This is a genomic window from Halorubrum cibi, assembly GCF_900182635.1.
Classification (GTDB): domain Archaea; phylum Halobacteriota; class Halobacteria; order Halobacteriales; family Haloferacaceae; genus Halorubrum; species Halorubrum cibi.
Genome location: NZ_FXTD01000002.1, coordinates 180,374 through 202,702, shown reverse-complemented (window position 1 = coordinate 202,702; position 22,329 = coordinate 180,374). Strand labels below are relative to the sequence as shown.

General features: G+C 67.2%; 20 protein-coding genes. 13 read left to right on the top strand and 7 right to left on the bottom strand.

What is annotated here, in order from left to right:
- Nucleotides 1-47: 47 nt before the first annotated feature.
- From FN829_RS03580 to FN829_RS03550, 7 genes are all read left to right on the top strand, one after another.
- Nucleotides 48-1,388: an aminotransferase class III-fold pyridoxal phosphate-dependent enzyme gene (locus FN829_RS03580; RefSeq protein ID WP_142985633.1), complete on the top strand. Its 1,341-nt coding sequence runs from the start codon at nucleotides 48-50 to the stop codon at nucleotides 1,386-1,388.
- 65 nt (nucleotides 1,389-1,453) lie between these two features.
- Nucleotides 1,454-2,404 carry an A/G-specific adenine glycosylase gene (locus tag FN829_RS03575; protein ID WP_142985632.1) on the top strand — a complete coding sequence of 317 codons (951 nt, stop codon included), beginning with the start codon at nucleotides 1,454-1,456 and terminating at the stop codon, nucleotides 2,402-2,404.
- 170 nt (nucleotides 2,405-2,574) lie between these two features.
- On the top strand, nucleotides 2,575-3,936 hold the full coding sequence (locus FN829_RS03570) for an NAD-dependent succinate-semialdehyde dehydrogenase (RefSeq protein ID WP_142985631.1): 1,362 nt from the start codon (nucleotides 2,575-2,577) through the stop codon (nucleotides 3,934-3,936).
- 69 nt (nucleotides 3,937-4,005) lie between these two features.
- Complete coding sequence (locus tag FN829_RS03565; protein ID WP_142985630.1) at nucleotides 4,006-4,404, top strand: DUF5778 family protein; 399 nt, start codon at nucleotides 4,006-4,008, stop codon at nucleotides 4,402-4,404.
- A 14-nt stretch (nucleotides 4,405-4,418) separates the two neighbouring features.
- Nucleotides 4,419-5,033 carry an alpha/beta hydrolase gene (locus FN829_RS03560; protein WP_142985629.1) on the top strand — a complete coding sequence of 205 codons (615 nt, stop codon included), beginning with the start codon at nucleotides 4,419-4,421 and terminating at the stop codon, nucleotides 5,031-5,033.
- A gap of 75 nt (nucleotides 5,034-5,108) precedes the next feature.
- A complete protein-coding gene (locus FN829_RS03555; RefSeq protein ID WP_142985628.1) occupies nucleotides 5,109-5,510 on the top strand; it encodes a DoxX family protein in 402 nt (133 codons plus the stop codon).
- A 67-nt stretch (nucleotides 5,511-5,577) separates the two neighbouring features.
- Nucleotides 5,578-5,874: a DUF7344 domain-containing protein gene (locus FN829_RS03550; RefSeq protein WP_142985627.1), complete on the top strand. Its 297-nt coding sequence runs from the start codon at nucleotides 5,578-5,580 to the stop codon at nucleotides 5,872-5,874.
- A gap of 50 nt (nucleotides 5,875-5,924) precedes the next feature.
- Here the strand turns inward: FN829_RS03550 and tmcA are convergent, their stop codons facing one another.
- Nucleotides 5,925-8,243, bottom strand: a complete 2,319-nt coding sequence (gene tmcA / locus FN829_RS03545; protein WP_142985626.1) for a tRNA(Met) cytidine acetyltransferase TmcA — start codon at nucleotides 8,241-8,243, stop codon at nucleotides 5,925-5,927.
- Between the two features lie 142 nt (nucleotides 8,244-8,385).
- On the opposite strand from tmcA, the gene FN829_RS03540 reads away from it, so the two are divergent.
- The gene (locus tag FN829_RS03540; RefSeq protein ID WP_142985625.1) at nucleotides 8,386-8,835 is read left to right on the top strand and encodes a UPF0179 family protein; all 450 of its coding nucleotides are present in this window, start codon (nucleotides 8,386-8,388) and stop codon (nucleotides 8,833-8,835) included.
- A gap of 6 nt (nucleotides 8,836-8,841) precedes the next feature.
- On the opposite strand, the gene FN829_RS03535 is transcribed toward FN829_RS03540, so the two are convergent.
- Complete coding sequence (locus FN829_RS03535) at nucleotides 8,842-9,567, bottom strand: nucleoside phosphorylase (RefSeq protein ID WP_142985624.1); 726 nt, start codon at nucleotides 9,565-9,567, stop codon at nucleotides 8,842-8,844.
- A 226-nt stretch (nucleotides 9,568-9,793) separates the two neighbouring features.
- Between FN829_RS03535 and FN829_RS03530 the strand changes: the two genes are divergently transcribed.
- The 3 genes from FN829_RS03530 to FN829_RS03520 all read left to right on the top strand — a co-directional run bounded on the left by FN829_RS03530 (nucleotide 9,794) and on the right by FN829_RS03520 (nucleotide 14,322).
- Nucleotides 9,794-12,346: a polymer-forming cytoskeletal protein gene (locus FN829_RS03530; RefSeq protein ID WP_142985623.1), complete on the top strand. Its 2,553-nt coding sequence runs from the start codon at nucleotides 9,794-9,796 to the stop codon at nucleotides 12,344-12,346.
- A 73-nt stretch (nucleotides 12,347-12,419) separates the two neighbouring features.
- On the top strand, nucleotides 12,420-13,763 hold the full coding sequence (gene hmgB, locus FN829_RS03525) for a hydroxymethylglutaryl-CoA synthase (protein WP_142985622.1): 1,344 nt from the start codon (nucleotides 12,420-12,422) through the stop codon (nucleotides 13,761-13,763).
- Nucleotides 13,764-13,866: 103 nt separating this feature from the next.
- A complete protein-coding gene (locus FN829_RS03520) occupies nucleotides 13,867-14,322 on the top strand; it encodes a 30S ribosomal protein S19e (RefSeq protein ID WP_142985621.1) in 456 nt (151 codons plus the stop codon).
- Between the two features lie 178 nt (nucleotides 14,323-14,500).
- Here the strand turns inward: FN829_RS03520 and ppc are convergent, their stop codons facing one another.
- A complete protein-coding gene (gene ppc / locus FN829_RS03515; protein WP_142985620.1) occupies nucleotides 14,501-17,203 on the bottom strand; it encodes a phosphoenolpyruvate carboxylase in 2,703 nt (900 codons plus the stop codon).
- Nucleotides 17,204-17,391: 188 nt separating this feature from the next.
- Here ppc and FN829_RS03510 point away from each other — a divergent pair, with 188 nt between their 5' ends.
- Nucleotides 17,392-18,228: a ubiquinol-cytochrome c reductase iron-sulfur subunit gene (locus FN829_RS03510; protein ID WP_142985619.1), complete on the top strand. Its 837-nt coding sequence runs from the start codon at nucleotides 17,392-17,394 to the stop codon at nucleotides 18,226-18,228.
- Nucleotides 18,229-18,350: 122 nt separating this feature from the next.
- The gene (locus tag FN829_RS03505) at nucleotides 18,351-18,707 is read left to right on the top strand and encodes a hypothetical protein (protein ID WP_142985618.1); all 357 of its coding nucleotides are present in this window, start codon (nucleotides 18,351-18,353) and stop codon (nucleotides 18,705-18,707) included.
- A 17-nt stretch (nucleotides 18,708-18,724) separates the two neighbouring features.
- On the opposite strand, the gene FN829_RS03500 is transcribed toward FN829_RS03505, so the two are convergent.
- The 4 genes from FN829_RS03500 to FN829_RS03485 form a co-directional block, all read right to left on the bottom strand.
- Complete coding sequence (locus FN829_RS03500) at nucleotides 18,725-19,285, bottom strand: hypothetical protein (RefSeq protein WP_142985617.1); 561 nt, start codon at nucleotides 19,283-19,285, stop codon at nucleotides 18,725-18,727.
- Entirely contained in the window at nucleotides 19,282-20,304 is a 1,023-nt protein-coding gene (locus FN829_RS03495; RefSeq protein WP_142985616.1) for a DUF7490 domain-containing protein, read from the bottom strand. The genes FN829_RS03500 and FN829_RS03495 overlap by 4 nt, the downstream gene beginning before the upstream one ends.
- A gap of 61 nt (nucleotides 20,305-20,365) precedes the next feature.
- Nucleotides 20,366-20,896: a DUF5817 family protein gene (locus tag FN829_RS03490; RefSeq protein WP_142985615.1), complete on the bottom strand. Its 531-nt coding sequence runs from the start codon at nucleotides 20,894-20,896 to the stop codon at nucleotides 20,366-20,368.
- A gap of 74 nt (nucleotides 20,897-20,970) precedes the next feature.
- Nucleotides 20,971-22,305 carry a helix-turn-helix transcriptional regulator gene (locus FN829_RS03485; RefSeq protein WP_142985614.1) on the bottom strand — a complete coding sequence of 445 codons (1,335 nt, stop codon included), beginning with the start codon at nucleotides 22,303-22,305 and terminating at the stop codon, nucleotides 20,971-20,973.
- Nucleotides 22,306-22,329: the final 24 nt, after the last annotated feature.

The window sequence follows — 22,329 nt, the reverse complement described above, 5'->3', positions numbered from 1 at the left end:
CCCATGGTAGCCCCCTCTTTTTTCGCGGTCGGGTGACACCCTAGTGTATGGACCGTGACACGGTAACACCCGAAGTGACCGAATTCCCGGGAGAGCGAGCCCAGGAGTGGGTCGATTACCACCACCGATCGGCGGCACCGAGCACGTACGTCTACGAGTTCGTCTGGGACCGCACCGCGCCCGCGACGGGTCCCTTCTGTACCGACGTCGACGGAAACGTCCTCATGGACTTCACGAGCCACGTCGCCGCCGCGCCGCTCGGGTACAACAACCCGCTCATCACCGAGCCGATGGAGGAGTTCGGGATCGTCGATCCGACGAAGATCGCGGGTCAAGACTTCTACGTCTCCGACGGCAAGCCGCCGGGTGAGGCGACTCCCGGCCCCGCCGACCTCATGGACCGACTCACCGACATCACTTCCCACTACGACATGGACACCGTCTTCCTCTCGAACTCGGGGGCGGAGGCGGTCGAGAACGCGATCAAGATCTCCTACGACGACGCGGACGGCGCGAAGTACGCGATCACCTTCGAGGGCGCCTTCCACGGCCGGACGCTCGGGGCGCTCTCGCTCAATCGCTCGAAGTCCGTCTACCGGCGGGACTTCCCCGAGATGAGCGGCGTCCACGACGCGCCGTTCTGTGACGACCGGACGTGCTCGGCCGACACCTGTTCGTGCGGCTTCTTCGCCGACGGCGAATCGCGACTGCGCCAGAAGCTCGACCCGAAGACCGGCCACATCGACCCCGACGAGGTCGCGTACCTCATCATGGAGCCGATCCAGGGCGAGGGCGGCTACCGGTTCCCATCGGAGGCGTTCACGGACGAGATCGCCGACCTCGTCGAGGAACACGACATCACGCTCATCGCCGATGAGATCCAGTCCGGGCTCGGCCGCACCGGCGAGATGTGGGGTGCGGACAACTACGCGATCGAGCCCGACGTGATCACGAGCGCGAAGGGGCTCCGCGTCGGCGCGACCGTCTCCCGCTCGGACGTCTTCCCCGAGGAGACCGGCCGGATCTCCTCGACGTGGGGGGCCGGCGACGTCGTCGGCGCGCTCCAGGGGTCGCTCACGATCGACGCCATCCGCGAGGAGGGGCTCATGGAGAACGCGAGCGAGCGCGGCCGGCAGTTCCTCGAGGTCATGCGCGACGCCGACCCCGAGGGCGTCGTCGACGTGCGCGGCAAGGGCCTGATGCTCGCCGTCGAGTTCGACACTACGGACCGCCGCGACGAGGTCGTCGACCGGGCGGTCCAACACGGCCTTCTCACCCTCGCGTGCGGCCAGAAGGTGATCCGGATCCTCCCGCCGCTCGACGTCACCGAGCGCGAGATCGAGCTCGGCTGCGAGCTGTTGACGGCCGCGATCGCCGACGTCGCCTGAGGTACCCGATTTACCTCGGCGAGACGGACCATCACGGATAAACCGCCCGCCGCCCGACGGAGCGTATGACCGATCCCGACGAGACCGTGGTCTCCGGGCTCGCCGACGGCGACGATCCCTCCCTCCCGGCGGATCCCGAGGCGGTCCGCGACGCGCTCCGCGAGTGGTACGAGACGGACCACCGGGAGTTCCCCTGGCGGCGGACGACGGACCCCTACGAGATCCTCGTCAGCGAGGTGATGAGCCAGCAGACCCAGCTCGACCGGGTCGTCCCCGCGTGGGAGGACTTCCTCGAGCGCTGGCCGACCGCGGCCGACCTCGCCGCGGCCGACCAGAGCGACGTGGTCGCCTTCTGGTCGGACCACTCGCTCGGGTACAACAACCGCGCGACGTACCTCCACGAGGCGGCGACGCAGGTCGAAACCGAGTACGGCGGGGCGTTCCCCGACTCTCCCGACGAGCTACGGGAGCTGATGGGCGTCGGCCCCTACACCGCCAACGCGGTGGCGTCGTTCGCGTTCAACAACGGCGACGCGGTCGTCGACACCAACGTGAAACGCGTCCTCCACCGCGCCTTCGACGTTCCGGACGACGACGACGCCTTCGAACGGGTCGCCTCCCACGTCATGCCCGCCGGCGAGTCCCGAATCTGGAACAACGCGATCATGGAACTCGGCGGCGTCGCGTGCGGGAAGAAACCCCGGTGTGACGAGGCCGGCTGCCCGTGGCGCGAGTGGTGTCACGCGTACCAGACCGGCGACTTCACCGCGCCCGACGTTCCCACTCAGCCGAGCTTCGAGGGAAGCCGTCGACAGTTCCGCGGTCGGATCGTTCGACTCCTCGGCGAACACGACGAGATGGACCTGGACGCGCTCGGCCACCGGATCCGCGTGGACTACACGCCCGACGGCGAGCACGGACGGGAGTGGCTCCGCGGGCTGCTTTCGGACCTCGCCGACGACGGTCTCGTCAGGATCGAGGAACGGGACGATCAGATAACGGCTCGCCTCCGGTAGTGCGATCCGGACGCGTCGAACGGATTCTGAGACGTCGCGGGCGAGCAACGATGGGAGTAACCGATCGTCGTTTCATAACCTTCGTTGGATCCGGTTATAGGAACCGTATTTAATTATTCATTCTCGATTCCCATGGAAAGACATAGATGCGGAGAGCGGGACCTCCGTCCATGGACGTGGTCGATCCCGCGACCGGCGAGACGGTCGAGACGTACGAGGAGGACGACGCGGCGGACGTCGAAGACGCGCTTGACCGCGCGGAGGCGGCCTTCGACTCCTGGCGCGAGCGACCGCGACGTGAACGCGAGGAGCTGCTCGTCTCCGCCGCCGAGATCCTCCGTGACCGGAAGTCCGAGTACGCCGAGCTCATGACTCGGGAGATGGGCAAGCCGATCGAGCAGGCGGAAGGCGAGATCGAGAAGTGCGCATGGGTGTGTGAACACTACGCCGAGTTCGCGAGCGCCTACCTCGAGGACGAGTACCACCCGAGCCCGCCCGGCTCGGAGGTGAAGACCTCCTACGAGCCGCTCGGGCCCGTCCTCGCCGTGATGCCGTGGAATTTCCCGTTCTGGCAGGTGTTCCGCTTCGCCGCGCCGAACCTCGTCGCCGGCAACGTCGGCCTGCTGAAACACGCCTCGAACGTCCCCGGCTGTGCGCTCGCCATCGAGGAGGTGCTCCGCGACGCCGGCTTCCCGGAAGACGCCTTCCAGACGCTTCTCATCCCGTCGGACCTCGTCGAGGACGCCATCGACGACGACCGGGTGAAGGCGACGACGCTCACGGGCAGCGGTCCCGCAGGGAGCGCGGTCGCCTCGGCGTCCGGGAAGCGGATCAAGAAGTCCGTCCTCGAGCTCGGCGGTAGCGACCCGTTCGTGGTCCTCGACGACGCCGACCTCGAGACGACGATCGAGGAGGGCGTGTGGGCGCGCAACCAGAACTCCGGGCAGTCGTGTATCGCCGCGAAACGCTTCGTCGTCCACGACGACGTCTACGACGAGTTCGTCTCGGGGCTCGTCGAGGGGGCCGAAGCGCTGACCGTGGGCGACCCGACCGACCGCGACACCGAGGTGGGGCCACAGGCCAGCGCCGACCTGATGGCGGAGCTTCACGACCAGGTCGAACGGAGCGTCGAGGCCGGCGCGACCCTCGAGACGGGCGGGGAGCCGCTCGACCGCGACGGGGCCTTCTACCCGCCGACGGTGCTGACGGACGTCCCGGACGACGCCCCCGCCGCCAGGGACGAACTGTTCGGTCCCGTGGCGGCCGTCTTCCGCGTCGACGACGAGGAAGAAGCCATCGAGCGGGCCAACGACACGCGCTTCGGGCTCGGCGGGAGCGTCTGGACGACCGACCGGGAGCGCGGCGAGCGGCTCGCCCACGAGATCGACGCCGGCTGCGTCTACGTCAACCGCGTCGTCGCCTCCGACCCGCGGGTTCCGTTCGGGGGCGTCGGGATCTCGGGATTCGGCCGGGAGCTCTCGGAGGCGGGAATCAAGGAGTTCGTGAACCGGAAGACGGTCTGGGTCCAGTGAACCGGCGCGATCGGCTCTGAGTCGCGACGGAACCGTCACTCGTTTAGCGTCGGAACCGAACGGTCCAGTATGAGCGAGACCTTGGAGTCGGACCTCTATCAACGGACGAAGGCGCTCTTGGAGCCCGGCGACGTCGAACTCGTCGGCTGTATCGTCCACACGGAATTGTCGAGTCAGGAGGACCTCGAGATGCACGAACTCACCGTCGACGCCAACGAGGTCATCGCCGACCACGCCGGGAAGGGCGAGACGTACATCGAGGCGGGCAACGACGACACCGACTTCTCCTCGAACCAGTTCCAGGGGCGCACCCTCGACGAGGAGGCGTTCGTCTGGGAGTGTCAACAGCTCCTGCGTGAGGGCACCTTCGACGTGGTGTTCTACTACGAGGTCGGCGTCGATCAGGAGGCACTCGCCGCCGACCTGACCGATCTCGACGGCGTCGACCGCGTGACGCAGGTGCCCTGACTCCTCTTCCTCCCGTGAGCGACACCGTCCTGATACCGGGCGGCCGCGACGTGCGTGCCAGCCTCGACCGCGCCGCGATCGACGGAACCCGGTCGGACGCGGTCGTCGTCGCCTGTCCCCCTCACCCGCGTCACGGGGGCCACCGCGGGGACGAGCGCCTCGTCGCCGTCAGCGGCGCGCTCACCGACTCCGACGTCGACTGTCTCCGGTTCGATTACGGCGAGTACGACGGGGGGTACGGCGAGTGTACCGACGCCGACGGCGCCGTCGGCTGGGCGCTCGATCGATACGACCGGGTCGGGCTGTTCGGCTACTCGTTCGGCGGCACCGTCGCGCTCGTCACGGCCGCGAGCCGACCGGAACTCTCCGGCGTCTTCGCGCTCGCACCGACCGATCGGCTCGCGACCGACGTCGACGCGGTCGCCGCACTCGACGCTCTCCGGGCCGGGGACGTTCCCGTTCGGATCGGGTACGCGACCCGCGACTCGACGGCCGACTGGAAACCGGTGGTCGAACGGGCGAGAGCGCTGGGGATCGAGACCGTCTCCTTCGAATCCGACCACTTCTTCGTCGGGCGGTCCGCCGACGTCGGCGAGGCGGTTTCGGCGTTCTTCCGACCGCACTCGTGAGCGCGTTCGACGTCGTCTCGGAAACGCCCCGTCGTCGACTGTAGAGTTTTGTACCTCGCGTGCGTTGCGGGTGACATGAACGGAGATCCACCGGAATCAGACGCCGACGATTCGCTCTCGCGGCTCGGCCGGGTCGCGCTCGGACTCGGGCTCGCGCTTCAGGCCTCCGAGGACTTCCGCGACATGGAGGACACGGTCGCCTACGCCGACTCCGCGGGCGTTCCGCTCCCCGAGATTGCGGCCCCGATGGCCTCCGGCACGATGGTCATCGCCGGGCTCGGGATCGCGCTCTGGCGACTCCCTCGGATCGCGACCGGCGCGGCCGCCGCCTTCCTCGCGGTCGTCACGGCGACGATGCACGACTTCTGGAACGCCGACGAGGACGACCGCGGCGGCGAGCGGCTGGCCTTCTTCGGAAACCTGGCGATGCTCGGCGGAGTGTTCGTCTTCCTGCGACGGGCGTACCGGTCCGACTGAGCGAGCGCTCGCGCCCGTAGTTTTATTTCTCCACGCTGTGTGAATACGAATACACACGAAACCGATCATGTCCCACGACACTACCGCCGCCGACACGTCGCCGCTCGCGTTCGTGCCTCGCCGCCGGGTCGTCGCGGCGATCGCCGACGACGCGGTCGAATCGGTGACGGACCTCCGACCGCGCGGCCGCGCGGAGGAGATCGAAGCCGCGCTCCGTGAGACCCATCTCCCCGCGCTCGAGGAGGCGGGATACATCGAATGGGACCCGGAGACCGGCGAGATCGAACCCGGGCCGAACTTCTCCGAGGCCGCGGACCACGTCGCCGACCTCCCGATCCACGACCCGGAGTCCGCCGACGACTGATCGACGACTGCTCGACGACCGATCGAGGCGCCGACCTTCGGACCCTGACCTCAGCCGTCGAGGAACCGATCACGTTCCGCCAGCGCGAAGTCGGTCCCGTAGCGCTCGACGAGAGGCTCGGTCGCCGATCCGAGCGCGCGCATACACGCCGCCGTCGAGACGTACTCCAGCTCGTCTGCGACCGACTCCCACGGACGGCCCTGTAACACCTTCCGGACGAGCAGCCGCTCCTCGCGGTCGTCGAGGTCGACGTCGAAGCCGGTTTCCGTGTCGGTCGGTGCACCTCCGCCTCCGGTCAGCGTCGCGATCGCGAGGTCGCGGAACGCGCCGGGCGCGACGTCGTACATTCCCGGCCCGAACGACGCCGCGACGACGGCCCGCCACTCGTGGTCGGTGAGATCGACCGACACCGGCGCGGAACACGCCGCGAGGACGCCGCGAGCCGCGTCGGCGTCGACGTCGCGATGGGCGTCAGACAGGGCGTCGCGCTCGCGGTCTCGGAAGGCGATCGCGTGCCGATCGAGCAGGGCTTTCCCGGCGTCGCTCTCCGGCCGAAGCATGATCGCGGAGTGCTCTCCGGAGGCGTCGTTGCGGGTCGTCGAGAGGTGGACGCTCCGGTAGCCCGCCCGCCGCCAGAACCGGAGGAGCCGTGGGGTGGCACCGAAACCGACCGAGAAGTGGTCGACTTCCTCGTCGAACTCGTCGTGGACTTCCTCGAGTAGGCGCGAGCCGATTCCGCGGCCGCGGAGCGCGTGATGGACCGCGATTCGAACGGTTCGGAGCCCTCGAGACTCGGCGGCGGACTCGTCGCGGAGCTGGCTCGTGAGCACGTCCGGCACCATGTTGCCGCGGACGCGCTCGCCCTCGTACATCCCCGCCCGAGTCTCCGGGTCGAGCCCGCCCTCCCGCGCCAGCAACGCGACTGCGACGACTCGATCGCCCGAAACGAGCGCGCGCGCGACGAGGTTCGGGGCGTCGAGCAGCCGCGCGAGGTCGTTCGGCTCCGTTCGGTAGTGGGCGGCCACGAGCAGCCCGAACGCCTCGCCCAGCAGGGTCTCGTCCGAGAGCAACTCGTCGGGCGGAAGTGTCCGGTAACCGACGTCCGCGACGGTCGTCCCCGCAACCGCCTCCGGGACCGACGGGCGGGCGTCGAGCAACAGCGCGCGCGCGATCCACGACTCCACCGGGTCGTCGCGGGCGTACCGGATCGGCTCGTCGAGGCGGACGTCACGGACCGCGAATTCGCTCTCCGCGAGCCGGTCGCGAAAGCGCACCGAGAAGCCGCGGCCGGCCCCTTCGTAGCCGTGGACGGTCGTACAGAACGCGACCGCGGGCGCGGAGAGGAACCGCTCGAGCAGTCGAACCGGCAGCGCCGCCGCCTCGTCGACGACGACGCAGTCCGGGTCGTCGGGGAGCTCGGCCGCGGCCGCCGGCGGGAGGAATCGGACGCGACCGCCGTCGGCGACGCGGATCGTTCGGTCGTCCTCGACGTCGTCCGCGCCCGCACCGACGACCTCACGCGCACGAGCGAACACCTCCGCGGCGTTGCGGAAGGCGGGGGCGGTGACGAGCACGTCGTGGCCGGCGAGCGCGAGCGCGCCCGCGGCGAGTCCGGCCGCGCTCGATTTCCCGCGGCCGCGATCGGACTCGATCACGACCGCCGACCCCGGCGTCGCGAGCGACTCCAGTGCCCGGACCCCGCGCGACTGGTCGGCGGTGAGACACGCCTCGTACACCGCCGCTGGAAACGTCGCGGTCGCGGGGCGTCCCGGCGGCGACCGCGCGCGCGCCGCCGGCGGATCGGTGAGGCCGTCGCGACGGATCGTGGCCTCCGATCCGGTCGTTCCCGATCTGGTCGCTCCCGGTCCGGTCGCTCCGGATTCCGCCTCGCCCAGATCGACGACCGCGACGCCGGGGTGCGTCCGGATCGTCCCGACCAGCCGTTCGCGGAACCGCCCCGTCACGTCCGCGAGCGCGAACGGCGGGACCGCGAGCGACTCGTCGAAGCCGTCCCGACGCTCCGGCCAGTCCTCGAGCGGAGGGGTCAAGAGGACGAGCAGCCCGCCGCCGTCCACCGCGCCCGCGGCCCGCCCCAGCGCGTTCGGGACGAACCGGCCGTGACAGTCGAGGACGACGACCTCACGCGTGCGGCCGAGGAGTTCGTCCGCGGCCCGCGGGGCGACCCGCTCGAACCGAAATCCCTCGCGGGTCGAGACGATCGAGACGCGTTCGTCGTCGACACCGACCGCCTCGATCGCGTCGTAGGCGGCGTCGATTCCGCGGTCGCGATCGCCGGCGAGCACGAGGAGCCGCCGCTGGTTCGCCCGCTCGGCCTCGCGCTTCAGGTCTCTCGCCAGCTCCCCGATCATTCGACGGCCCTTCTCGGGCGCGGGGGATGTGTGTTGCCTTCCGGATCGCGGTCGGCGTGGGAGACGACCGTCGTCGTCTCCGCCGAGGGGAGGCTTCCGCTGAGGCGGGACGCTTACGACGCCGGGGGCCTTCTCTCCGACCATGCCCACGGTCACGCTCATCGGCTCGCGGCTCGCGGACGCCGGCCGCGAGTTCGTTTACGAGGGGGAGTCGCCCGACTGCGCGGGCTGTCCCTACCGGAGCCAGTGTCTCAACCTCTCGGTCGGGACCCGGTACCGGGTCACGGACGTGCGCGAGAACGCGCAGACGCTCGACTGCGCCGTCCACGACGCCGGCGTCCGCGCGGTCGAGGTCGAGCCCGCGCCGGTCCCCGCCAACGTCCCCTCGAAGGGCGCGTACGCCGGGAGCCGGGCGTCGCTCGCGGGACCGTGTCCGCACACCGAGTGCCCGAGCCACGAGTACTGCGTCCCCGACGGGGCGGACTTCGACGAGGAGCGCCGGATCGAGCGGGTGCTCGGGGACCCGCCGCACGACTCCTGCGCGCTCGACCGGGAGCTGACGCTCGTGGAGTTCAAAGCCGAGGAGGAGTGATCCCCGCTACAGCGCGGTGACCGCCTCGAGCGTGATTCGGATCGCGCGCTCGACGTTGTCTCTCGCCTTCTCGGGGAGTTCGTCATCGGAGTCGGCGCCCTTCTGGGTTCCCGCGACGAGGTTGCCGTCGACGGTACAGATCGCGCCGGCGGCGAGGCCCTTCCGGCGGGCGAGCGAGAAGACCGTCGCGGCCTCCATCTCGATCGCCAGCAGGTTCGCGTCCTCCCAGTCGACGACGTACTCGTCGCTCTCGTTGTAGAAGGCGTCGTCGGAGACGATGGGGCCGACGTGGACCTCCTCGCCGTTCGCCTCCGCGCCGTCGACGAGCGCGGAGAGCACGTCGTAGTCCGGGACCGCCGGGTACTCGACGGACTCGTAGCGCTTGCTCGTCCCCTCCTCCTTGGCCGCGCCGGTCGCGACGACCATGTCGCCGACCTCCATGTCGGCTTGGAGCGCGCCGCAGGTGCCACACCGGAGGAACGTCTCGACGCCGACGCGCGAGAGTTCCTCGACGGCGATGGCCGCGGAGGGACAGCCGATCCCGGTCGAGCAGATCGTGAGGTCGACGCCCTCGTAGCTCGCGTTGACGACCTTGTACTCGCGGTTTTCGGCGACGAGTTCGCTGTCGTCACACAGGTCCGCGATCCGGTCGACGCGGCCGGGGTCGCCCGGCACGATCGCGATCTCGTGGACGTCGCCCTCCTCCACCAGCAGGTGCGGCTGTTTCGCCATACGACCGGAGACACTCGCCGCGCGCAAAAACGACCCGGTACTCGGCGGGGATCATGCCCGCGATCACGATCGGATCGAGATTTGATATACCGATATAGAATGTATGATCGGCGGATCGGCCGGATCGGTGCCGACCGAATCGAGTCGAGGTGTCGTACCGAGAGTGGTTATCACGCGTGAGGCGCGGCTGCGGGATTTTATAAGTATTCGCGACCCAGGGTGGGCAATGAGTTTCAGACACGACCGTCGGGGCCAGTCGGTCGTGGTGGGGACGGTGATCCTCTTCGGCTTCCTGATCCTCGCGATGGCGACGTATCAGGTCCAATTCGTGCCGATGGAGAACGAGGAGATCGAATTCGAACACAGCCAGCAGGTGGAAGGTGAATTCTTAGAGTTGCGAAATTCCTTGTTGTCTGCCAGCACGATCGGTGATTCGAGACCCGTCTCACTTCAATTGGGGACTCGATATCCACCCCGGACGTTCTTTTTGAATCCACCACCTGTCTCGGGATCGTTATCAACGAGTGACTCACGTGAGCTACGGATCGAGAACGCTGACGTAACCGAAGACGGGAATACGGAGAGTTTCTGGACAAATGGGCCGAACAACGACGCCGGAAACCTCACATTCAACACCAGCTTGATTCGATATTCGGCGAACTATAACGAGATCCAAGGAAGTCCGAATCTGCTATATGAGCATTCTCTCGTCGTTGCGGAATTCGATGAAACCGCACTCGGACGCTCCGGACAGTCGATAGTTCGTAATGAACAGCGTGTCGTGATGATCCCACTGCTTGATGGAGAACTCTCGGAGAACGGTATTGATCAGCAGACTATCGATCCAAGGACCCTCTCAGCGAGTCAACGAACAGTCACACTGACGCGAGAAGACCCTACAGAACCATTAGAGATCGTTCTTCCAACGAGTATCTCCGAAGATCAGCAACTCGCTCGACTTACAAACGAATGGGATGATCGGATTGACAACGGTACTGCTAGCATAACCTCGAACGATAACATTCGACTGACAATCAACGCTGAATCGTACGAACTCAGGATTGGGAAGGTTGGTGTTGGTTCCGAGATCTCCGTTGAAGACGAATCGAACGGATACATCGTACGAATTCCGGAAAGTGGGACCACCATCATCGAAGTTCGTGATCGATATAATAATCCGGTTACGGATGCGACAGTGAATGTTTATGACAGTACGAACTCTGTAGCTCCCGAGCAGACGCTTCAGACAGATTCAAACGGCCGGATTCGTTCCGAGAGTGGAACAGTATTCACTATAAATGGTGTTGGCGCTGATGGTGCGGGCGGAAAAGATTACGAGAGAATCGTTATCTCTCCAGAGACATCTGAGATGGGAGGAAACGTTTCGGGTCCAAAAGTAAACAATACAATGATTTCTCCAGTGAACATCTCACGTGGAGAACCGTTTGATCTCACCGCTACGATAAGTAGTGTTGGACAGAGATCATTGATTCGAAGTGGGACTCCCATTCAAGCCGCAGAAATCATTGCCGAACACGAGAACGGAACATCATATCCTATCTCAATTACTGAGGATCCTGACACTACTGGGCGTGTATATACTTTATTTGAAACCGTTTCCACTGACTCTTGGGAAGTTGGTGAGTACGATCTGACCGTTCGCGGTCAGGATGCTAGCGGTCGCTGGACTGATGAATCGGAGGTCGGAACTGCCAGTCTGACGATTACCGAACCTACCAACGGAGAGCAGATCACTGAGTTCATCTCAGTCTTTGTCTCGAATATGGTCGAAAATTCAAATACTGAGAGCCAGACGTTCACCTTCTCGTTGAACGGTGACCTAGCAGAGGGCGAGGAAGTAGTGATCAACCTCGATGATCCGCAGGACGGTGCTGGTCCTCCGGGCAGTCGTGAGATCCAATACAACAGCGCAACCGTGACGGTGGACTCCGGGACGGGAACTGCCGAGATATCTGCTGGTGGCCCCAATGCGGAGGTAGTCTATACTGCGGGATCGGGCGGTGATCCGGGTGGAACCCAAATACAAATCACCGTTAACAGCGTGAATACCGGTGATATCGCGGGTGAACAGTATGATGTCATATTTGAACACCCAGCCACTGGGACGACGACATCAACCACGTTCGGCATCGCGTCCACAGCCGGAGATCGATCCGTGAGCGGTACCGTTAATGGAAACCTCTTTTCCACGGGTTCGCTAACTGTCGCACAGGACGGTGTCATTGAGGGGAATGCGGGTGCGAACGGAGATGTCACACTGAATCTTCGTTCGGAGGTGGACGGAACCGTCACGAGCGGCGGATCGATGACCGTCGGCCAAGATGCGGTCGTCGGAGGGGGGATCGATGCGAACGGAGATGTCACACTGAATCTTCGTTCGGAGGTGGACGGAACCGTCACGAGCGGCGGATCGATGACCGTCGGCCAAGATGCGGTCGTCGGAGGCGGAATCGATGTACGAGGTGACGTGACGATGAATCTCCGTTCGGAAGTGGGTGGAACCCTCACGAGCAACGGAGCGGTGACGCTCGGACAGAACTCGGATGTCAGAGGCGATGTTGTCGCCGGCAGCGACGTGACCGTCGGACAGCAGGCTACCGTTCAGGGAAGCGTGACCACTGATGGCCAAGTCTCTCTCGGCCAGTCGAGCACCATCGGAGGCGATGTATTCGTTGACACTGCCGGCGACATCAGTTGTGGTCAGAGTTCTACGATCAACGGGCAGGCCTGTTCCACGTACGTGAACGAGAATTATTAGCATCGCCAATATTCGACAACCGACGTAACACCCTATCGACACACCCATAAGCCCACCTCGTGAACGACCGTCCATGACCGCAGTGGGGATCGACGCCATCGAGATCCGATCCGGAAAGCTCAAACTCGACTTGCCGGGCACGTTCGCCCCGCAGAAGGGCGACGACCCGGAGAAGTACACGAAGGGGCTGGGGCTCACGAACTCCTCGTTCCCGGACGTCTACGAGGACATCGTCACCATGGGCGCGAATGCGGCCAAGCGCCTAATGGACCGCAAGGGGCTTGAGCCCGACGACATCGGGCGGATCGACGTCGCCACGGAGTCCGCGTTCGACCACTCGAAGCCCGTCTCGACGTACATCGCGGGCTGTCTGGAGAAGGTGTACGACGGCGACTTCGTCCACGCCAACAAGGGCGAGCGCAAGTTCGCCTGCGTCGCCGGCACGCAGGCCGTCGACGACGCGTACAACTGGATCCGAGCGGGGCGGAACCGCGGCCGGGCGGCGCTCGTGATCGCGACCGACACCGCGCTGTACGCCCGCGGCGACCCCGGCGAGGCGACCCAGGGCGCTGGCGCGGTCGCGATGCTCATCGCCGAGGACCCGAACCTCGTTGAGCTCTCGAACGACCAGGGGTACGGCTCGAAGGACGAGACGGACTTCCTGAAGCCGAACCAGCAGTTCCCCAGCGTCGACGGCAAGCGCTCGATGAAGGTGTACCTCTCGCGAATGCGCGAGGCGCTCGAGGACTACGAGTCGGTCGCGGGGAAGATCGAGCTCGACGACTTCGCGTACGCCCCGTTCCACACCCCGTTCCCGGGGATGGTCCGGAAGGCCGCCCTGCTCGCGTACCGCCACGTGATCCGCGACACCGAGTACGAGGACGACCTCGCCGGCGAGATCGGCCGCCAGCCGCGCGAGGACGAGTACGACGACCGCGAGGCCTACGAGGAGGCGATCCGCGAGTACATGGACGAGCTGAAGACGACGGAGCAGTACCGGACGTGGTACGACGACGCCGTCGAGCCGACGCTGGGGCTCTCCCGAGAGGTCGGCAACTGGTACACGTCCTCCGTTCACGTCGCCCGCGTGAGCGCCCTGCGCGACGCGCTCGAGCGCGACCGCGACTTCGTCGGGGAGACGCTGCTCGTCGCCTCCTACGGCTCCGGCGCGCAGGCCGAGATCCACGCCGAGACGGTCCGTGAGGGGTGGCGTTCGGAAGTCGACGCGCTCGACATCGACGACCAACTCGAGGACCGATACGACCTCTCGTGGGAGGAGTACGAGGACGTCCACGACATCCACGAGTACGACAAGGACCTCGACCGCGAGATCGAGGAGTTCACCGCTCCCGAAGCCGAGTTCGTCTTTACCGGCTGGGGCCGGATGAACGAGCGGAAATACGAGTACGTCGAGTAACGTCCCGGCGAGCCATCGTCTTCCCCGTTCTCCGTGAAAACGGCTCACACGACGGCTCTCGAATACGATGGGTTTAAACGACCTTGGGCTGAATTCTCCCCTAATGGTAACCATCTACGACGTGCCGGCGGACGCCCTCATCGAGGCCGTCGCGGCGCGACTCGAGGACCGGATCGACGAGCCCGATTGGGTGGAGTTCACCAAGACCGGCGCGGGCAAGGAGCTCCCGCCCGAGCAGGACGACTTCTGGTACGTCCGCTCGGCGAGCCTCCTCCGCAAGGTCGCCCAGAACGAGCCGATCGGCATCGAACGGCTCGCCACCGAGTACGGCTCGAAGAAGCGCGGCTCCAACCGATACATCGTTCGTCCCGGCGAGCACGAGAGCGGCTCCCGCAAGCTCATCCGCGCGTCGCTTCAGGCGCTCGAGGAGGAGGGACTCGTCACCACCGCCGCCGGCGAGGGTCGCCGAGTGTCCGACGAGGGCGAGGCGTTCCTCTCGGAAGTCGCGAGCGAGGTCTTCGAGAACCTCGACCGGCCGGAACTCGAACGCTACGCCTGAGTTCGCTTTCTTCTCTCCGTTTTCGTCCGTTCGTCTCGCCGTGAGCCTCCGGCTCGTCGGCCTCCTTCGTCCCGCGGCGTGGAACCGTCGCTCGGAACTTGATCGGTGTGTATACTTCATACTGCTATATCGAATATACTACTGGCCGGAGATCCGGCGACTACCGTGAGAGGAGACGTCAACCGGTGTTCTTCATTCCGGCCGCGATCCCGTTGACGGTGAGTCTGAGGGTCCGTTCCTCCGCTTCGGTCCGATGAGTCCGGCCGAGCAGGTCGACCTGGAGCAGGTTGAGCGGGTCGACGTAGGGGTTCCGCCGATCGAGGCTTTCCGCGAGCCACTCGCGCCGGACGAGTTCGTCGCGATCGCTGATCGCGAGCACGAGTTCACGCCCGCGTTCGTACTCCTCGACGAGCTTCGGGAAGAACCTCTCGCGGAGGTCGTCATCGGCCAGGTCGGCGTACTCCGCGGCGATCTCCGGCTCCGTTCGCGCGAGCGCGAGCGCGGCGTTGTCGAGGGTCGTCCGGAAGAACGGCCACTCCTCGTACATCTCCCGGAGCGTCTCTAAGCCGGCCTCCTCTCCCGCGTCCTCGAGATAGGCGTCGAGCCCGGTCCCCAGCGCGTACCAGCCGGGGAGGATGAGCCGGGTCTGCGTCCACGAGAACACCCACGGGATCGCCCGGAGGTCCTCGACGGTTCGCTCCCCACTTCGGGAGGCGGGCCGGGAACCGAGATTGAGGTCTTCGACGACGGAGATCGGCGTCGCCTGTCCGAAGTAGGAGACGAATCCGTCGGCGTTTAGCAGATCGCGGTAGGCGCTTCGAGCGGCCGGCACCATCGTCTCCATCGCGTCCACCCACTCGTCTGGAACGTCCTCCGTCGGCTCCTCGTCGGCCTCGTGGCGGGCGCGGATCTGCGCGTCGAGCATCTGCTCGAGTTCCCTCTCGGCGATCCGGTGGTTGGCGTACTTCTCGGCTATCGCCTCGCCCTGCTCCGTGAACTTCACCTGACCCGTGACCGTCTCGTTCGGGAGCGCGAGCAGCGCCTCGTTCATCGGACCGCCGCCCCGCGAGATGGACCCGCCGCGACCGTGGAACAGCCGGAGGGTGACCTCCTCCTCGCGGCAGAAGCTCGCGAGCCGGCGCTGGTTCCTGTAGAGGTCCCAGTTGGCCGCGAGAAAGCCGTTCTCCTTGTTCGAGTCGGAGTAGCCGAGCATGACCTCCTGGATCTCCCCTCTGGTCTCGAGGGCGGTGCCGTACGCCTCGTTCTCGAAGAGCGTGCCGAGGATCCGCTCCGCACCGTTGAGCGCGGACTCCGTCTCCAGGAGGGGGACGACGTCGAGTCCGCAGTGGTCCGGCAGGGAGACGACGCCGACCTGGTCGGCCAAGAAGAGCACCTCGAGGACGTGGCTCGGCTCCTCCGTCATCGAGATACAGTAGGTGTCTATCGCCTGCGTGCCGTACTCCGCCTGCCAGTCGGCGAGTTCGCGGAAGCGGCGGAACACGCGCTCCGTCGTCTCCGAGACGTCGCCGGGGTCCTCCGCGTCGACGACGGGCTCGGATTGGAGGATCGCCCCGGTGAGGAAGTCGGTGCGCGCCTCCTCGTCCATCTCGCGGTAGTCGACGCCCTCGGCCGCGACCGCCTCGGCGACCGCCTCGGTGTGGTTCTCGCGGTGGTCCCTGAGATCGAGCGACGCGAGGACGAACCCGAACGTGTCGACCTGGCGGCGGAGCGGCTCGATGAACGAGGTGCGGACCGCGTCGTTGCGGTCGACCGAGAGCGACTCCGCGACGACCTCGAGGTCCGCGAGGAACGCGTCGCCGTCGGGATACCCGCCCGGCCGCACGTCGTCGACGCGGTCGAGCCGCTCGCGCATCAGCTTCAGCTTCTGACGGTACGGCTCGTCGGGGTACCGCTCGCGGGCCTCCTTCACCACGGTCGGGAAGCGCTCGGCGTCCGCCGCGAGCGACTCCCGAAGGGGACCGTCTATCGCGTACCGGTCCCCGTCTTGACTCAACACCGCCGAGAGCCGTTTACACCGGTCCCGATACTTCTCGACGGCTATCTCGCGTTGCCGTTCGAGCGTCTCCGCCGTCACCTCGGGCGTGACGAACGGGTTGCCGTCGCGGTCGGATCCCGCCCACGACCGGAACTCGAAGAGCTTGGGACAGTCTACGGCCTCGTACTCGCTCGAGATGGTCTCCTCGAACTCCTCGTAGGCGTCGCCGACCACGTCGAACAGCGTGTTCTCGAGGTACCACTGGACGTTTCGGGCCTCGTCTTCGGGCTCCGGACGACGCTGGCGCACCTGTCTGGTCCCCCAGAGGCTCGTCACCTCGGCGGTGACGTCGCGCCAGACGGCGTTCCGCTCCCGGTCGGTCATGTCGCGTTCGTCCAGCTCCTCGAGGTGGGTCGCGATCGATCGGAGCTTCGCCTTGACCGTCGCCCGCCGCGCCTCGGTCGGATGGGCGGTGAACGTCGGCTCGATGAGCACGTCCGCGAGCAGGTCCTCGAACTCCTCGGCGTCGACGCCGGCCTCGGCGAGTCCCGAGACGGTCGCCTCGAGGGAGTCGTGTAACGAGCCGTCGGCGTCCGCGTTCCTGACCGCGCGGACGCGCTCGCGCTCCTCGGCGAGGTTGATCAGCTCGAAGTACGTCGTGAACGCGCGCGCGACGACGTCCTCGCGAGGTCCAGAGAGCCCGTCGATCGTCTCCTCGAGGGCGTCGCGGCTCGAGGCGTCGCCCCGGCGGTACGCTATCGCGTCGGTCCGGAGGTCCTCGACCGTCTCGTAGGCCGCCGTCGAAGTCTGTGCCGCGAGGACGTCGCCGAGCAGCGCGCCGAGCTCGCGGACGTCCGTTCGCACGCTCCGATTGTGCAACTCCATACCACACACGCTTCGGTCGGTTCCGGTTAAAACTGCCGTATCCCCGAACGTTTGCCTCGGATCCGAGTGAACGCTCACGATCGTTTGCGAGGGACGGCCCGCCGCGACTCCGTCGAAGCCCACGAGCCGAGCCGGGGAGAACCGGCGGGTTCGTCACCCTTTTTACCGGTCCATCCCGAACCGATCGTATGAGCATGTCCGACAAGTACCCGGCCGAGTCCGGGCGGCGGCGCTTCGTCAAGGGCGTCGTCGGCGGCGCGGCGCTCGCGGGGGTCGGCGCGACCGGGTCGGTGACGGTGAACACCCTGACGACCGCCGGCGGCGTCGGCGGCGGGCAGACCACGGCGATGACGATCGCCAAGGTGACCGGTCCGGCACCGCGCGGCCTCCCGCAGATCCCGGTGCGCGTCACCGACGAGGGGTACATCGAGGGGATCTGGCCCGAGGTCCAGACCATCGAGCAGAACGGGGTGGAGATCGAGGTCGCCCAAGAACAGCTCGGCGGCCGCACGTACTCCGGCGCGTGGTTCCAGTACTGCGGCGTGGAGTCACAGGAGAACGTGGCGCCGAACTTCGAGTCGGACAACCTCTTCCGCGCGGAGACGGGCCAGTACGAGTGGCAGGACGACACGTACGAGGGGGGCGACCGGATCCACGTCGACGATTTCCAGGACTACGACTCGTGGGGCAACGGCGTCGGCAACGACGGCGTCGGGAAGCCCGCGGCCGTGACGTGGCGCTCCGAGGACGCCGACTCGTCGCTCAACGCGACGGTCATCCGCTCGACGCGGATCGAGGAGGCCGCCCAGGAGGACGAGTGGATCGAGGCCTCGACCGACCAGGGGTTCATGGCGTACCTCAACGTCTGTACGCACTTCTGTTGTATCCCCGGCTACAAGCAGCTCGAGGAGTCCTCCCGCTACGGCGTCGGAGACGGCACCTACTGCGTCTGTCACCAGTCCGGCTACGACCCGTTCACGCTCGAGCAGGCGCTGTTCGTCGCGCGGCCGCGCCCGGAAGACTAGACCGCACGGTCGATCGATCCACCACGTTCATTCTCAGACGCGCCACGACCTTCCGCCCAGACGTTGCGTCATCGGACGACTCGGAGCGAGTCGCTTTTCCCTCGTTCACTCGAACTCCGTCCATGAGCAACCACGACGAGTCCTCCGAGGGACGCGACGGCGGGGACCGCGACGGCGACGAGCACGACGAGTTCGCCGCCGAACTCGAGCGCGCCAGCGACCTCCTCGACGACGACGGGATCGAGGCGGTCCACGTCGGCGTCGTCCGCGACGGCGAGGTGGACACCACGTTCGCCCAGCGAACCGCCGACGACCCCGAGTCCGAGGGGTTGCGTGCGCTCGCGCTGCTCGCGGCGCACGTCCAACTGGTCGCCGACGAGGCGGGTGTCGAGGCATCCACCGTCGCCGCCGACGCCGCGACGCTCGCGGGGCAGGTCGAGCGGATCCCCGCCGGCACCGACGACCTGCCCGAGGAATAGCCCGATCGACCGGTCGGTTAGCGTTCCGCGTCTTCGGGAGTCCGCCGCTCTTCGGTTCGAGTCGGAGCAGGCTCGGAGTCGTCCCCGTCGCCGACGCGGATCCGGTAGAGCTGGTGGGTCACGCCCGCGAGCGCGACGAACAGCACCGCGAGGTTGAACGCCGCGAGCGCGATCGGATGGTAAGCGGGGTCGAGCCAGGTCCGGATCGCCCTCCCGGTCTGGCTGTAGAAGCTCCAGCCCGCGATCAGCGCGAGCAACACCAGGGCGGCGAGCCCGATCCGATCGAGCAGCCCGCGGAGGTCGTCCGAGGAGAGCCGGGAGAGCCGCGACCCGCGCTCCTCGGACGGTTCGGGATCGTCCTCCGCGGTGCCCCCGTCCGGAGCGGTCGCGGGGGCGGTCGCCGGTTCGGTCGCGGGGGCGGTCGCCGGTTCGGTCGTCGTCGAGGCGGTCTCCGTTCCGTCTGGGGTGTCAGTCATGGCGTCGGTGTTCCGTGAGTCGCTGGTGTTCCGTGAGTCGCTGGCGTCGTTCGGCGCGTCAGTGGGATCCTCCGCCGGCGCGTTGAGGTGATCGTCGCTCATGACGACCTCCGTGCGAGGAGCGCCGCGGCGAGGAGTCCGGCGAGCGCGACGAGGGCGCCGAAGCCGGGCGTACTGTCGTCGGTGCTCCCGTCCGCGCGATCCGGTGCGCCGTCGTCGACCCCGCCGTCGAGGCCGCCGTCGCCGGTCTCCTCGGTGAAGTCCTCGATCTCAAAGGAGACGTCCCGGACCGTCTCGTTCGCGGTGATCCGCTCTTGCGGATCGAGGTTGGCCACGCCCTGCGTCTCGTCTATCAGGACGTCGTCGTCGAAGAGCGCGGCGTCGACGTAGTAGTTGTAGCCGTCGGGGGCCTCAAGCGTCGTGGTCACCGTGGCGGTGCGACCCGGACGCACCGACCCGACCGTCTCGGTCGCCTCGTCGGCGATCACGTTCGACTCCGCCTGTCGGAGCAGCAGCCGGAGATCGATCTCCTCGGAGGCGTCGTCGCCGCGGTTCGTGACCGACACCGACACCGACAGCGTCGCCGTCTCCTCCGTCGTCTCGGCCACGCTCACGGCGACCGTCGGCCAGACGTTCCCGTCGGAGAACTCGACCGGGGAGTCCGCGTACGTCGGCGTGAGCGCCGAGACGCCGGCGACCCGCGTGGTCCGTTCGCTCCGCCGCTCGCCGTCGGCGTAGACCACCGTTTCGAGGCGATACCCGCCCTCTCGATCCACGTCGAGGCTGCCGTTCACGGTCGTCTCCCCCTCGCGGTCGACGTCGCCGACGTCGACGATCGTCTCGTCGACGAGCAACCCGGAGTCAGCGTCGATCGCGCGGTGGCGAACGGTGACGTTCTCGACGGTCGATCCTCGATGTTCGAGGTCGACGAGGAGGTTCAGCGTCGCCGTCTCTCCGCGGATCTCGCCGGGAGCGACGACGACGTCCGCGAGAGCGATCTGTCCGGGACGCTCCGCGTCCGCTCGCGGGTCGTCGACGGCGTCGGGGACCGCGACGATCCCGACCGCGCCCGCGAGCACGACCGCGGCGGCGATCGCCAGGAGGGTGTTTCGCGTGTCCATGCGCTGACGATCCGGGCCCGGGGGTAAGTGCTTTGTCCGATTCGAACCGGATCCGTCGGAGTCACAGCGTCCGGTACCGCCCCCGCGACTCCGAGAGCTCCCCGCGGCGGGTCAGCTTCTCCAGGAGATCGCGTGCGGCGTCGGCCGGGACGCCGTGCTCGGTCGCGTACGCGACGATCTCCTCCTCGGTCGGCTCGGCCGCCTCCTCGACCGCGTCTCGAACGATCTCCTTCCGCGACGGCGTCGACCCCGCGTTCCCCTCCGCGCGCGATCCGGCGTCGAACACCGCGTCGGCGTCGAGTCCGGAGGCCTCGAGATACTCGCGGTCGTCGACGCCGGCGTCCTCGACGGCGCGTTCGAGTTCCGCGACATGGTCGACCGCCGCGAAGGCCTCCGAGTCGCCCCGTTTCTTCGCGAGCAGGGCCGCACGCGCCTCGCGGGCCGCGTCGCGGTCCTCGGACTCGAAGAAGCGTTTGAGCTTCGCGGTCCGGTGGGTCTTCTCACACCGCGAGCACCGGGCCGTCTCGCTCGCTCGCGGGTCGCGAACGAGCCAGAGGTTACCGCACCGGCTACAGCCGACGACCGCGTACATGCCCGGCCGTTCGCCGGCCTCCGATTTGAACCCTCGGCTCCGGACTCGGCGCCGCTCCGGGGTGGCGAGTCGGATCAGGTCTCGTCGGCGTTCGAAGAACCGCCCGCTCCGCTCGCTCCGCCCGATTCGTCGGTTTCGTCGGGGCCGCCCGCAGCGGGATCGTCGGGCAACGATATCAGGTTCTCCCGACCGAGCCGGAGCTTCTCGACCCGTCCCTCGTCCGCCATCGCCGAGAGGAGCTGGGAGACCTTCGCGTCCGACCACCCCGTCTCCCCGACGATGTCCGCCTGTCGCATCCGCCCGCCGTTCCGATCGAGCAGGCGCTCGACGCGCTCCTCGTCGGAGAGCAGCGAGAGGTCTTCCTCGGGTTCCGCGTCCTCGCCCTCGGCGGCGGGATCACCGCCGTTCTGCGCGTCCGAGCCGCCCCCGTCCTCGCCGACCGCCGAGGTTCCGGCCGCCGCTCCCGAGTCGGGGCCGCTCGATCCGCCGACGGAGTTCGGTTCGCCGCCGGAATCGAACCGTCGATAACCGATGAGCCCGCCGGCGATGACGAGAGCGGCGAGGACGATCGCGGCCGCCAGAAGCGTCCACGGCGGCGTTTCACCGGTCTCCGGCACCGACGTCGGCGAGTACACGACCGCCACGCGGTCGTCGTCGGCGAACACTCGCGGTCCCTCGATGACCACCGAGTTGTCCTCGAGTCTCACGTTCGCGCCCGGCGTCCCCGAGACGGAGAACCCCTCCGGCGTGGTCACCTCGATCGTCTGGCCGGATTGAAGCGACCGGAGCCAGGTCCCGTTCTCGGTGGTCGTCAACGCGTCGCCCAACACGAGGTACTCGCCGTCCTCCGCGAGGAAGTCCGTCCAGACGAACGTCAACCGTAGCTCTCCGGCCGCGGCGACGTTCTCGTCGTCGACGTCGCCGTCTGTTCCTCCCTCTCCATCACCGCCGGTCCCGTCGGTCTCGTTCCCCGTTCCGGGATCCTCGATGACCGCGAACTCGCGCTCGACGTCCACCACCGACATCTCGCGGTCGGCGTTCCGACTCGCCTCCTCGGCGAACCGCTCGAACAGCGCCGGCGACGGCCCCACCTCCCCGTCCACGAACCGCTCCCCGACGGCCTCGAACGCGGCGGTTCGGTTCGGATCGGCGAACTCGTATCGAACGACGACCTCCCACCGCGCGTCGCGGTTCGGTTGTAAGTCGATCCGTACCCGCGTCTCTCCCGTCGGCACGGTCGCCCCCTCGACCTGCGCTGCCGTACCGGTCTCTATCGAGCTCGAGTGCGTCGAATCCGGCGGTGACGGGTGGATGGAGGGTGCGGTTTCCCCGACGACGATCCCCGATCCGGCCACGAGGGCAACGGCGAGGAACGCGACGAGGAGAACGCGGGTCGCGGGATTCCGCATGTAGTTCGGGGGCACTCGCGCCCC

What these genes read in the sequence shown, in the direction of transcription:
- FN829_RS03580 (WP_142985633.1), top strand. Translation starts at nt 48, where the DNA reads ATGGACCGTGACACGGTAACACCCGAAGTGACCGAATTCCCGGGAGAG.
- FN829_RS03575 (WP_142985632.1), top strand. Translation starts at nt 1,454, where the DNA reads ATGACCGATCCCGACGAGACCGTGGTCTCCGGGCTCGCCGACGGCGAC.
- FN829_RS03570 (WP_142985631.1), top strand. Translation starts at nt 2,575, where the DNA reads ATGGACGTGGTCGATCCCGCGACCGGCGAGACGGTCGAGACGTACGAG.
- FN829_RS03565 (WP_142985630.1), top strand. Translation starts at nt 4,006, where the DNA reads ATGAGCGAGACCTTGGAGTCGGACCTCTATCAACGGACGAAGGCGCTC.
- FN829_RS03555 (WP_142985628.1), top strand. Translation starts at nt 5,109, where the DNA reads ATGAACGGAGATCCACCGGAATCAGACGCCGACGATTCGCTCTCGCGG.
- FN829_RS03550 (WP_142985627.1), top strand. Translation starts at nt 5,578, where the DNA reads ATGTCCCACGACACTACCGCCGCCGACACGTCGCCGCTCGCGTTCGTG.
- tmcA (WP_142985626.1), bottom strand. Translation starts at nt 8,243, where the DNA reads ATGATCGGGGAGCTGGCGAGAGACCTGAAGCGCGAGGCCGAGCGGGCG.
- FN829_RS03540 (WP_142985625.1), top strand. Translation starts at nt 8,386, where the DNA reads ATGCCCACGGTCACGCTCATCGGCTCGCGGCTCGCGGACGCCGGCCGC.
- FN829_RS03535 (WP_142985624.1), bottom strand. Translation starts at nt 9,567, where the DNA reads ATGGCGAAACAGCCGCACCTGCTGGTGGAGGAGGGCGACGTCCACGAG.
- FN829_RS03530 (WP_142985623.1), top strand. Translation starts at nt 9,794, where the DNA reads ATGAGTTTCAGACACGACCGTCGGGGCCAGTCGGTCGTGGTGGGGACG.
- hmgB (WP_142985622.1), top strand. Translation starts at nt 12,420, where the DNA reads ATGACCGCAGTGGGGATCGACGCCATCGAGATCCGATCCGGAAAGCTC.
- FN829_RS03520 (WP_142985621.1), top strand. Translation starts at nt 13,867, where the DNA reads ATGGTAACCATCTACGACGTGCCGGCGGACGCCCTCATCGAGGCCGTC.
- ppc (WP_142985620.1), bottom strand. Translation starts at nt 17,203, where the DNA reads ATGGAGTTGCACAATCGGAGCGTGCGAACGGACGTCCGCGAGCTCGGC.
- FN829_RS03510 (WP_142985619.1), top strand. Translation starts at nt 17,392, where the DNA reads ATGAGCATGTCCGACAAGTACCCGGCCGAGTCCGGGCGGCGGCGCTTC.
- FN829_RS03505 (WP_142985618.1), top strand. Translation starts at nt 18,351, where the DNA reads ATGAGCAACCACGACGAGTCCTCCGAGGGACGCGACGGCGGGGACCGC.
- FN829_RS03500 (WP_142985617.1), bottom strand. Translation starts at nt 19,285, where the DNA reads ATGAGCGACGATCACCTCAACGCGCCGGCGGAGGATCCCACTGACGCG.
- FN829_RS03495 (WP_142985616.1), bottom strand. Translation starts at nt 20,304, where the DNA reads ATGGACACGCGAAACACCCTCCTGGCGATCGCCGCCGCGGTCGTGCTC.
- FN829_RS03490 (WP_142985615.1), bottom strand. Translation starts at nt 20,896, where the DNA reads ATGTACGCGGTCGTCGGCTGTAGCCGGTGCGGTAACCTCTGGCTCGTT.
- FN829_RS03485 (WP_142985614.1), bottom strand. Translation starts at nt 22,305, where the DNA reads ATGCGGAATCCCGCGACCCGCGTTCTCCTCGTCGCGTTCCTCGCCGTT.